7 protein-coding genes are annotated in these 12,618 nt (G+C 41.4%); 3 read left to right on the top strand and 4 right to left on the bottom strand.

Features of this window, described 5'->3' with window-relative positions:
- Positions 1–83: 83 nt before the first annotated feature.
- The 4 genes from ACPZ3T_RS01850 to ACPZ3T_RS01835 all read right to left on the bottom strand — a co-directional run bounded on the left by ACPZ3T_RS01850 (position 84) and on the right by ACPZ3T_RS01835 (position 7,690).
- Positions 84–1,796: a sensor histidine kinase gene (locus ACPZ3T_RS01850; protein WP_490273298.1), complete on the bottom strand. Its 1,713-nt coding sequence runs from the start codon at positions 1,794–1,796 to the stop codon at positions 84–86.
- Between the two features lie 799 nt (positions 1,797–2,595).
- Complete coding sequence (gene metK, locus ACPZ3T_RS01845) at positions 2,596–3,870, bottom strand: methionine adenosyltransferase (RefSeq protein WP_490273297.1); 1,275 nt, start codon at positions 3,868–3,870, stop codon at positions 2,596–2,598.
- A 325-nt stretch (positions 3,871–4,195) separates the two neighbouring features.
- Complete coding sequence (locus tag ACPZ3T_RS01840) at positions 4,196–7,015, bottom strand: bifunctional acetate--CoA ligase family protein/GNAT family N-acetyltransferase (RefSeq protein ID WP_490273296.1); 2,820 nt, start codon at positions 7,013–7,015, stop codon at positions 4,196–4,198.
- Positions 7,016–7,213: 198 nt separating this feature from the next.
- Complete coding sequence (locus ACPZ3T_RS01835; protein WP_490273295.1) at positions 7,214–7,690, bottom strand: hydrogenase maturation protease; 477 nt, start codon at positions 7,688–7,690, stop codon at positions 7,214–7,216.
- 53 nt (positions 7,691–7,743) lie between these two features.
- On the opposite strand from ACPZ3T_RS01835, the gene ACPZ3T_RS01830 reads away from it, so the two are divergent.
- The 3 genes from ACPZ3T_RS01830 (at position 7,744) to ACPZ3T_RS01820 (ending at position 12,470) form a co-directional block, all read left to right on the top strand.
- Complete coding sequence (locus tag ACPZ3T_RS01830) at positions 7,744–7,875, top strand: hypothetical protein (protein ID WP_490273294.1); 132 nt, start codon at positions 7,744–7,746, stop codon at positions 7,873–7,875.
- Between the two features lie 286 nt (positions 7,876–8,161).
- Complete coding sequence (locus ACPZ3T_RS01825; RefSeq protein ID WP_490273293.1) at positions 8,162–8,548, top strand: Alr5209 family pentapeptide repeat protein; 387 nt, start codon at positions 8,162–8,164, stop codon at positions 8,546–8,548.
- Between the two features lie 574 nt (positions 8,549–9,122).
- A complete protein-coding gene (locus tag ACPZ3T_RS01820; RefSeq protein ID WP_490273292.1) occupies positions 9,123–12,470 on the top strand; it encodes a two-partner secretion domain-containing protein in 3,348 nt (1,115 codons plus the stop codon).
- Positions 12,471–12,618 lie beyond the last annotated feature (148 nt).

Raw genomic sequence — 12,618 nt, 5'->3', positions numbered from 1 at the left:
GTTAATGGTCAACAGTCATTAGTTACTTACTCTACCTTGTCAGCTTCCCTGTTTACCAATGCCCTGTTTGCCCCATTCCCAGTTTACTCCTGTACTGTCAACGGTAGATGAACGATGAAAGTAGAACCTATGCCAATTTGACTTTGTACCACAATTTCACCACCCATCATCTGACAAAAGTGACGGCTGATAGCTAACCCTAGCCCTGTACCACCATATTTTTTGGTAGTGGAGGTATCACCTTGAATAAAGGGTTGAAATAGTTGTTGCTGTTGTGTCGGAGACATCCCAATTCCTGTATCGGTGACATTGAAAGTAATCATTCCCAGGGGAGCTTCTGGTGAATAGTTTTCTCTGTCATTTTTAACTGTTAGGGTGATCTTACCGTTAGTAGTAAATTTAGCAGCGTTACTTAATAGATTGAATAATACCTGTCGCATTCTGGTTTGATCAGCATACATTGTACCTAAGTTCTCATCACAATCTACTACTAACACGTTGCCATTTTTTTCTATAGCTGGTTTAACTGTGAGGACAACATTATTAATTAGAGTACCAATCTCAAATGTCTCTGGGTAGAGAGTCATTTTCTCGGCTTCAATTTTGGATAAGTCGAGGATGTCGTTAATTAGTTCTAGTAGATGCTTACCAGCACCGTTGATGGTTTCTAGGTCGGTGATGAACTCTCCTGATAAATTGAGATCAGTGGCATCATCTTGTAGCAGTTGGCTTAAACCAATGACTGCATTTAAGGGGGTGCGTAATTCGTGACTGACATTAGCTAAAAATCTACTTTTAGCTTTGCTGGCGGCTTCCGCTTGTTCTTTGGCTTTTTCGAGTTCTTTTGTGCGTTCTGATACACGTTCAATCAGATGATTTAAAGATTTTGCTAATAAGCCAATTTCGTCTTCGGTGGTGACGGGTGCGCGCAAATCAAAATTGTGTTTCCGTGCTACTTGTTCAGCAACTTGGGTGACAATAATCACTGGTTCAGCGATCGCTCGACTGGTACGCCATGCTATGATGGCGGCGATCGCTACTGACACCAGCATACTCACCATCACAATTAATCTTTCTACTCCCTTGGCTTGTTCTACATCTTGTTGTCTTTTTTGTTCTTTGATTTCGGCAGTACGAAGGATATTAGTTAGGCGTTCTGATAACTGGTCTAGTTGCATGGCTGTTTGACCACGCATAATTTCTAGCAGCTTGCCTCTTGTAACAGCCACTTCCTCTTGATTACTTTCCTTTAAAACTTGTTCTATTTTGTCAACATAAGATTTTAAGTAAAAGGCGTAATCTTGTAATAGACTTTGTAAGTTGCCACTAGCCGCAGCTAAAGTTTCAGGAGGGTTTCTTTGAATAAATTTGTCGATTCTCAGTTCTAATTTCTTAGCTTGCTCTACATTCTGCAAAAATTCGTTTTTTTTGGCTGGTAGTAGTTGTGGCTGTTCTAAAAACGCTGTCATTTTAAAGCTATGCAGTTGTGCGCCTATGACTGCATCTTTATACTCACTCAGTAGTTGTCTTTGCTCTTGGGCTTGATTAAATTCCCTGATTTCTCTCCCACGGTAGTAATTAGCAATGACTAAGCCCGTGAGTGAGCCGAAAAAGCCAATGCCAATCGCCACAAAATAACCATAACCAATTTTCTGATGTATGCGCCAGGAACTGGCTTTGAGTTTCCCTCTTGAGGGAAATTCTATAGTCGGGAGTTCATCGTTGGATGTCTCTTCTACTGGCACTTGTTCGCTTTCTAAACTGCTGTCCATAGGGATTGGCTGTTGAGTTTGCATCCCTCAAATCTCCTTATCCCTCCCGCAACAATCACCAAATCAGTCTTACTTATACAACTATTGCCAATCTTGATCAATACTTTAGATTATTTTCTCTTATCACAAGTGCCATCAATTGCTGTCTATAATTCCCATGATTTAATCAAATTTCAGTAATTTTGATAGGAATTTTGACACGCATTTTTGTTAACGCTAGCAATCCGATACTTGTAAAGTTGGCAGTTAATTAATCTCAATGTTCTGATGCACTGGTATACTTTAGGCAAACACTCCAAGTCTCCTTGACTGTCACCTGTCACCTGTATTGGTTGTAACCGCTTTTTTTCTCCTGTATTTTTGCCGGGCAAAGAATTTTGTATGACGGTATGGCATATTCTACTTTAACCCATTTCCACTATGTCCTGGCTGATATGTCGCCAGTTATCTGAAGTCATGAGAGTGAAACTTGATCAACATCTTCAAGGACTATCGTCTTGGATGTTTAAAAATTCCACAGGGCTAATTCACTTTACTAGAACTTTTTACCAATTCAGCACAGGAATGCTAATCAAAAACACAAACAGGGAACTTTTGCTCTCGATTGTTTTTACTCTAGAATCAAGGGTCGCTTGATTAAGGAACAAGAATAAAAATTTTCGTTAGATATCTACTATTTTACCAACTAATGGTCAATTCTATCACAAATTGGCTTTATTTGCTAGAAATTAGCATTTTTTCCTGCCATAAAGAAAACCCTCGGCTGAGGAAGTTTCTAGCCAGAGGGTTTACCAATAAATCTTGTTTGCAGTAGGATGGGAGTCTACTTTAATGCTTGAGCGATCGCCGCAGACAGGGAATGGTTGAGTGCTTGTTTCAAAAATTCCGCTTTATCGGTACGTTCCCAAGGCAAGTCTAAATCATCTCGTCCAAAGTGACCGTAAGCTGCAACGTCCTGATAAAAACGTCCGCCTCTTTCACTTGGTAAGTTACGTAAGTTGAAGGTGTGAATAATCCCAGCCGGACGTAGTTCAAAGTTCTGTTTAACTAGTTCCAGCAAGGTTTCATCATCGACTTTGCCTGTGCCAAAGGTATCGAGAAAAATGCTCACGGGTCTAGCTACACCAATGGCATAACTCAACTGCACTTCACATTTTTCTGCCAACCCAGCCGCAACAATATTTTTAGCTACATAGCGCGCTGCATAGGCGGCGGAACGGTCTACTTTTGTGGGGTCTTTACCGGAGAAAGCACCACCACCATGACGGGAATAACCACCGTAGGTATCTACAATAATTTTCCGTCCGGTTAAACCAGAGTCACCTTGAGGGCCACCAATCACAAATTTACCAGTGGGGTTGACCAAAAAGCGTGTTTCTGAACTGGGTTTAATTTCCAGGTCGCCAAACACTGGTTCAACTACAGCCGTCCACAGGTCTTGTTTAATTTGGGCTTGAACTGCCGCCTCATCAGTAATATCACCGATATTAGCCGTGTGCTGGGTAGAAATGAGGATGGTATCAATACCGACAGGGCGACCATCTTCATAAGTAACAGTGACTTGGGTTTTACCATCAGGACGAAGATAAGGCAAATCACCAGTTTTTCTGACTGCGGCTAGTCGGCGAGCAATGCGGTGCGCTAAACTCACAGGTAAAGGCATCAGTTCCGGGGTTTCGTTACAAGCAAAACCGAACATGATACCTTGATCACCAGCCCCAATACTGTCAAATAGTTCTTCACTATCTTGCTGGCGGCTTTCTTGAGCGGTGTTCACACCTTGAGCAATATCAGGAGATTGTTCATCTAAAGCAACAATCACACTGGTACTGTTCGCAGAAAAGCCATTATCAGCATCAATGTAGCCGATTTCAGCGATTTTCTTGCGGGCAATATTGACATAATTGACATTGGCTTTGGTGGTGATTTCACCAGTAATTAGCACTAAGCCAGTATTTACAACTACCTCAGCCGCAACCCGACTAGTAGGGTCTTGTGCAAGTAAGGTGTCTAAAATCGTATCAGAAATCTGATCACAGATTTTATCAGGATGACCTTCCGTAACTGACTCAGAGGTAAATAAGTAACGTCGAGACAATAGAGTATTCCTCCTGTAAACGTATTTTCACTGACTAAACATTCAGATATTTAGTGCAGTTACTCATTACTGGAATCATAACAATATTGACACATTCACTAGTTAGTTTCCTTGAACTAGTCATTAAGAATACAAAAGTACAAAATTTGACTGGTTGCGGCTTTTTCGTCTCCTCATCTCTTGAGATGTGTAGGGGTGTAGGGGTGTAGGGGTGTAGGGGTTAGTAAAACGATGGTTCTTTCGTTAGTCTGAGAGTCATTACTCACTGCTTCCCCACACCTTTTTTCACTCACCCTACCCCCTACACCCTGTTCAATAGCGGAATTTACAGAGTGATTTTTGCGGTTCTAACGGTGGTATCACTGGTATTTTCGACACGGAAACCGAGTTTTTCACAGACTCTTTGCATTCCATTGTTATCAGCGAGGATATCGGCTGTGATTTGGGTAATTTGCTCATCTCGTCCTATTTGTAGGAGTCGCCGGACTAATTCTGTACCTATACCCTGGCATTGATAGCGATCGCTAATTAGTATCGCAAATTCAGCTGTATTAGTGCCATGCAATTTACTTAATCTCCCGACTCCTAATATTTGCCTTGTTCCGGTTTGTGGATCTTGATGTTCTACGACTAAGGCCATTTCCCGGTCATAATCAATAAAGCAAATCCGTGTTAACCGCTCGTGGGTGATGCGATGGCTTAATTTCATCAGGTGGAAGTAGCGAAAATAAACGCTTTCTTCCGAGAGTGTCTCATGAAATTTCACCATTAATGGCTCATCTTCGGGACGAATGGGACGGATAGTTACGGGTGTACCGTCTTTCATTGTCCACTCTCCTACATATTGGATGGGGTAGGGACGAATAGCTAACTTTGGTAATTCGGCGGCTGTCATAGTAGGTTCATGCAGCACTACCCGCGCATCTAAGGCAATGAGTGAGGGGAATGGTGAATTTTCTTGAGTGTTTTTCTGGGGAGTTGCTAATAAGGGATTAATATCAATTTCTTTAATCCAAGGTTGTTCCACTACTAAGTGACTAAAGGCTACTAGCAGTTGCTCAAGGGCATCCATATCAATGCTTTGCCGTCCCCGCACACCTTTAAGAGCTTTGTAAATTTTTGTGTGTTCTATCATGCGCCGTGCCAAAGTTGTGTTTAGGGGAGGGAGAGCGATCGCACTATCTTGCAATACTTCCACTAATTGTCCCCCAGCACCAAATAACAACACTGGCCCAAATTGAGGATCTAAACTACTACCAATAATCAGTTCGTAGCCGTCTATTTTCACCATTGGTTGCACAGTCACACCCAAAAACAATTTTGATGCTTGAGTGTTGAGGGTTGACTGTTGACGGTTAACATTCGCTGCAATCGTCCGATAGGCGTGACGAACAGCATCGGCATTTTGTAGGTTTAACTGTACACCACCGACATCAGTTTTATGGGTAATAACTTGAGAATAAAGTTTAACAACAACGGGATAACCTATATTTTCTGCACATTGCACCGCCTCATCTTCAGTCTGAGCCACACCAGTAGTCACAGTAGGAATACCATAGGCGGCTAAAATCTGCTTTGATTCGTATTCTGTTAAAATCGTCCGTCCGGCTTCACGAGCCGAGGAGATGATATTCTCTACTAATGTCCGATAAGGAATACCATTACCAGCGTCAATGGCAGGTAATACCGGAGTTTCATAAATCCCACGCAAGTTATAGCTAGACTGCCACATATAACTAAATACCCGCGCCGCCGTATCTGGGTAGGGATAGGTAGGAATGCGTTGACGATTCAGGATCATTTCTCCATCTGCCACATCTGCACCCCCCATCCAACTGGCAAGTATTGGTTTACCAGCAATTTGGGCGTAGGGTTTTAATTGTTCTGCGGTTTGGGTAGGATCAGTCATGGCTTGGGGTGTGAGAATCACCAGTAAACCATCACTATTAGGATCTGTGGCAGCAATTTCTAAGGCTTGGGTATAGCGTTGAGGATCAGCGTCACCGAGAATATCAATTGGGTTGCTGTGACTCCAATGTTTTGGCAAAATTTCATTGAGAGCAGTGATCACTTCTGGGGAAATGGTGGCGAGTTCCCCCCCAGCTTCAATAAGTGCATCAGTAGCTAGTACTCCAGGCCCCCCGGCATTGGTGAGAATTGTTAATTTTGAGCCTTGGGGACGGGGTTGTTTTGCTAGTACCTCCGCCATATCAAACAAATCGGAAATACTGTTAACTCGTAGTACCCCACAACGGCGGAAAGCTGCATCTAAGACGGCATCGCTACCCGCTAAAGCTCCTGTGTGAGAGGCGGCAGCTTTGGCGGCGGCGGATGTGCGCCCGGCTTTAATCACAATAATGGGTTTAGTCAAGGCTACTTCCCGCGCCGCAGAGATAAAAGAGCGGGCATCACCAATAGATTCCATGTAAATGACTATACTTTTAGTTTGGGGATCATCACCCAGGTAATAAATTAAGTCACCCCAACCCACATCTAGCATTGAGCCGATGGAAACGAAGGCACTAAAACCGACATTTTCCCGTACACTCCAATCAAGGATGGCAGTACATAAAGCCCCGCTTTGACTGAGAAAGCCGACATTCCCAGAACGTGCCATTGTACTGGCAAAAGTAGCATTTAAGCCGCTTTGGGGACTCATCAAGCCTAGACAATTAGGGCCAATAATACGGATTTTACTATGGCGTACTTGCTCTAAAATTTGCTGTTCTAAGGCTATACCTGCCGTACCAGCTTCTTTAAAACCGGCGGAAATAATAATTGCCCCTTTGACTCCTGCGGCTACACACTCAGCAATTACACCGGGAACAGTGGGGGCAGGGGTAGCAATAACAGCTAAATCAACGGTTTCTGGAATGGCTGCAATGGAGGGATAGGCTTTAATTCCCAAGACACTATGATGTTTGGGATTAACGGGAAAAACCGTACCGCCAAAGGGACTGCTAATTAAATTCCATAAAATCGTGCGTCCGACACTACCGGCTTTTTCGCTAGCACCGATTACTGCCACACTTTGGGGTGCAAAGATAGCATTGAGAGGATTAACCTTTTCTGCCTGTAAAATATCATAAGCCCGATCAATCGTAGCATCGGTGCGATCGCTTTTGAGGTTGAGAAACTTTTGCATAATTCGTAATTCGTAATTCGTAATTCGTAATAGCCTACGGCAAGGCTTGCGCCTACGTAATACCGCTACGCGGAAGCAAGCTACGTAATACCAAAAATAGATAGTATGGTTTTGAGCTTTGGGAATAGCCTATGAATGTTGTTTGTACAGGTTAAATCAGTATGGGGTGAACAGTAAACTGATAACTGTTAACTGTATTTAAGCTGATACTTTAAAATCAACCCAATAATTGTTGACTTTATCTAAGATTTGAATGATTTTGACTAGGGCAATTGCTTTGCCAACTTCGGCAATGCGAGACAGGCGATCGCCAATTTCAAAGTTAACTACTGGTATTGTAACTAACCAAGCAGTCGGTGAACATCCGTAGAGAACTTCCGTTAAAGCTAAGAGCGATCGCGGATCACCTGTATGAATGCTACTATCAAAGTCATCCGCCGGAAAAAGCGGTTGTATTTCAACATCATAGCCATCTACAGGTAAACAAGCATCTACAAATATGGCTAAATCACTGTTGGCTAAAGCATCGGCTAAATCTGGTGTAAGTTGATGAATTGCTAGAGATTTCACAGATGGTAAATGCCAAGCAGCAATTTCTTCTGCTATTCTTTGTCCAATGCCATCATCACTCCTCAAGTCGTTACCATAACCAATTACCATCACTTTTTTGTCCATTGTTTTATCTCTCTGAGCTAAATAAATCAAAATTGAAATTTACAATTTAGATTTTGTCTATCGGGTGGGCATTTTTATCGGTATCATCAGCCAAGGAAGTTCCATTTGCAACATTAACCGAACAATTTGAGGAAGTTGTGAGGGATTGGGGCAAGGGGCAGGGGGCAGGGGGCAGGGGGAGTTAAATCAGTCTCACTTGAAAAGGGGTGTAGGGGTGTAGGGGTGTAGGGGAGCGAGTGCGTTGGGCGGCTTTGCCGACTTGTAGCAACTCGCGTGTGTAAGGGTATAGGGGTGTAAGGGAAAGACTTTTTCATGTGTTCTGGTGTACGCAGTTCATGACGGCTACTTTGAAGGGTAATTTTTAATTTTTAATTTGGAATTATTACCTAGCGAGGATGGTAGTTCTATGATTAACTTGTGTAGCGCAACATAATTGAACACTGATCAAAAAATCTGATGTGAGGCTGTTTTATGTCTGAAGTTAATTACCAACAGCCAATTAGTACGGTAGCAACTCTGATGGAGATGTACATCACGGGTAGGCGGGATTTTAGCAGAGCTGAATTAGCTAATGCCAATTTACAAGGCGTTGACTTGAAAGGATCTGACTTGAGTTACGCTGACTTGAGTACAGCTAACCTCAGAGGAGCAAATCTGAGAGGTACTGATTTAAGCTTTGCTGATTTAAGTCAGGCTGATTTGCAACAGGCCGATTTAAGAGGTGCAATGTTGATGTCAGCTGATCTACGCCAAGCTAATCTCCAAGGAGCAATGTTAGAAAATGCAGATTGCGATCGCAGTACTCATTTTCCCCCAAATTTTGATCCTGTGAAAGCTGGTGTACAAATTAAAGATTAAACTCTAGGAATCATATTTGATTTCTAAAATATACATAGCCACGCCAGTAATGCACCTTCCCCAAACCTTTTGGTGCATTACAGCTTACACCTAAATAGGGAAAAAGCGCGAAAAGTGAGCGTCACCTTTGCCTGAATCCACGCAATTCTATTGCGTGGAATTGCTAAAATATTATACATACTGCCTACTGAATTTATTACTAATGATGTTTTGTGAGTGTTAATAATCAGCACTCAACAGTCAACATGAAAAAATGTTTTTTATGTGTATAAAAGAAATTATTACTGCCTTTTAATTCAGCTAATATGCAATTATAGAACTTACGCAACTAGCATATTGTATGGGGGAGGCAAAAAGCGGTGTGGGTTTTTCTCGCCACCGAACTGAGTTCTCGCTTTATTGCCATTGTGTGATGCTACGAAAGTCATAAGACTGATAGCGTCACGCACCAAATATTAATTGTGACACTTGCGTAAGTCCTCACTAATTTGCTGATAAATATTAAACTGATAGAGTAAACTAGGTCTTGATTTACCACTTACTAAAACTATCGAATTGTCATCATAGTCTGAAAGTGCTAATTGTTGTAATTTTTAGCACAAGCTTGACGCTGAATACAAGCGATCGCGCTCATGCTCAAATTATTACAGACCAAACTTTACCTAACAATTCCCAAGTTACCCCATCTAATCAAACCTTTTTAATTCAAGGTGGCACTGAAATAGGCAACAATCTATTTCATAGTTTTTCTAGCTTTTCTCTCCCCACAGATCACACAGCTTATTTTGATAATCAGCCCTACATTGAAAATATCTTTAGCCGTGTCACAGGTGGGACAGTTTCTCAGATTAATGGCATTATCAAAGCTAATGAACGCGCCAATTTATTTATTATCAATCCCAACGGCATTATTTTTGGAGCTAAGGCGCGGTTAGAAATTGGCGGCTCATTTTTTGCCAGTACAGCCAACGGTATCAATTTTTTAGATGGTGAAATTTTTAGTGCTACACCAGAAGCAAGTACACCTCTACTGAATATTAAAACACCAATTGGGTTACAAATTGGTGGAAAATCAGAACTCGATGCCGAGCAAAAACCAAACTTTCAGACTCCTATTGGTTTCGTGTTGGGAGTGAACCCTCGTAGTATTTATGTGCAAGGAGAATCTGATTTAAATCCAACTGTACTAGAAGTAAAATCTTTACAAACTTTAGCTTTGCTTGGGGGCAATGTTATTGTTGAGAATGCTAATATTAGTACGGAAAAATCCAGTGGTAGAGTAGAAATTGGTAGTGTAGCTGGAGCAGGTTTAGTAGGTATCAACTCCACACCATTAGGTTTTACATTGAATTTTGATGCCGCCCCAAACTTAGGTGATCTACAAATATCTGGAAATACTAATATTAGCCGTCTGTTTGATATCCAACTTACAGGTAAAAATATTATCTTCAACAATGGAATTTTGAGTGCAGAGAATGACGTAACATTTAATGCTAGAGAAAATATAGAAATATTAAATAATACTGCTATTGATTCTAATAGTTCCACCAGGTTTCCCGGTACTATCACCATCAACACACAAAATTTATTAGTGAAAGATGGGGCTTATATTGCAGCTAATAAAGGTAATTTGATCATTAACGCATCAGAGAGGGTGCAAATGATCAGTAACCTTGATTCTGACTCCCAGCGTTCTAGCCGAATATTTGCCACCGCCTCAGACGATATAACAAAAACAACCGGCAACTTGACAATTAACACTCGACATTTATCTATAGTGAATGGGGGGCAAATCCTGACTAATGCTGGTAGTAATGATTTGCCTAATTTCATGAATATTTTCGATAATTTAGCACCAGTACAACGGGGTAATTTAACTGTCAATGCTTCTGAGTCAGTGACATTATCAGGTAGCTCAGTAAGTGAGATTAATCCTAGTGGTTTATTTACTAGAAATTTTCATGGCAAAGATAGCGGCTCACTGACAATTCACACAAAAGTGTTGTCAATTGCAGACGGCGCACAGGTGATGACAGCTAACTCTAGTTCTGAAACAATTGGGAAATTGACAGTTAATGCCACAGATAAAATAGAAATTATTGGCACTTCTCCTACGGGTAGACTTGCTAGTGTTCCACAAGAAAATAATCTGTTAATAGATGAGCCTGTTATCGATAGTTCATTGATATTTTTGTCATCTGTTCAAGGTTTACGAATCAACAATACTCTCCCTAGTGGTTTGTTTAGTAACACAACCGCAGGAGGAGATGCAGGGAATATTGATATTAATACTCGTGAATTGTTCCTAAGAGATGGCGGACAAATTAGTGCTAACGTTTTTAGTAAAGGCACGGGTGGCGATTTAACTGTTAATGCTAGTGAACAGGTGCAACTTTTGGGAACTGCCGCTAGTGGAATTTCTAGTGGTTTATTTACGAGAGTTAATCCCAAAGCTACGGCAGATGCAGGCACTTTGACAGTTTTAACGCGGAATTTATTAGTAGAAAATGGAGCGCAGGTTAGTGCTAGTACCTTTGCGTCGGGTAAGGGAGGGAATCTAAATGTGCAAGCTACCGACAGCATTAAACTTATTGGTGTTTCTCCTCAAAATGCCCCCAGTGGTTTGTTTAGTCAAGCTAATTCTGGAAGTAGAGGAGATGCAGGAGAACTAACAGTTAACACTTCTAGTTTGTTAGTGCAGGGTGGGGCGCAAATTAGTGCTAGTACCTTTAGTACAGGTAAAGGTGGGAATTTAAATGTGCAGGCGAGGGAGAAAATAGAACTAATTGGTACTTCTTTGAATGGTGATTTATTTCCTAGTGGTTTATTTGCGGTAGCCGCACCAGGTGCAACGGGGGATGCTGGTAACTTGAGAGTTGATACTGCTAGTTTATTGGTGCGAGATGGGGCGCAAGTGGCTGCTAGCACCAACACTCAAGCACAAGCTGGTAATTTAACAGTGAATGCTACAGAAAAAGTACAATTAATTGGTACTGCTATCAATGGGGCGTTTCCTAGTGGTTTGTTTGCCACAGCAACTGCAAACTCTACAGGGGATGCTGGTAACTTGACAATTGATACTAACTTATTGCAAATATCCCAGGGTGCAGGTGTAGCAGTGCGAAATAGAGGCTTAGGGAGTGCGGGTAACTTGTTTGTTAATGCTCGTGCGATTAATTTAGATAATCAAGCTTTTATCAATGCTGATACTCGTGGTGTTAGTAATAATTCCAGCCAGTCACAAGGGAATATTACCTTACGTTCTCAAGATTTAATTTTGCTGCGTGGCAATAGCAGCATCACCACCAACGCTATTGGTAATAATGTGATTGGGGGTAATATTAATATTGAAACTAAATTATTAGCTGCCTTTGAGAATAGTGATATTAGTGCTAACTCAGCCGATTTTCGGGGTGGGCGTGTGAAAGTTACGGCTCAAGGTATTATTGGTACGCAGTTTCGTAATTCCTTGACTCCAGAAAGTGATATTACGGCGACTGGTGCAACTCCAGAGTTAAGCGGTACTGTAGAAATTGTTACCCCAGAAGTAGATCCCAGCCAAGGCTTAACAGAATTACCAGGAAATGTGACTGATGTTTCCAATCAAATTGCTCAAAAATGCCGTGGTAGTCAAGCTATAGCTAAACAGCCAAATGAATTTTTAGTTACAGGTAAGGGCGGTACACCGATAAATCCTTATGATACGCTCCAAAGTGAATCGGCGATCGCTAATTGGATTGATGTCAATAATATCAGCAAAAATAGCACTAATTCCCCCCAAATTCCCCATTCTCCAGAAACAACTATTGTAGAAGCCCAAGCTTTAGCCTTTGATAGCCAAGGTAATTTAGTGTTAACAGCAGAATCTGCCAATTTAACACCCCAAAATTCAGCACTTACTCACCCAGTTTGTCCTAGTTAAATCGTGATATTAATCAACAATATTTTTGATGAAATTATAAATTACTTAATAATTTCAATAAAATTTTGTGTCAGAGTAACTTAGATATATCCAAATTACCATAGTCTTTTTAAAGTACCGAATCAATAAAAAATGCACTGAGATGCTC

The organism is Aliinostoc maniaoense (genome assembly GCF_058172895.1).
The sequence above is the reverse complement of the archived record's forward strand: the minus strand, read 5'-3'. Positions and strand labels throughout refer to the sequence as shown.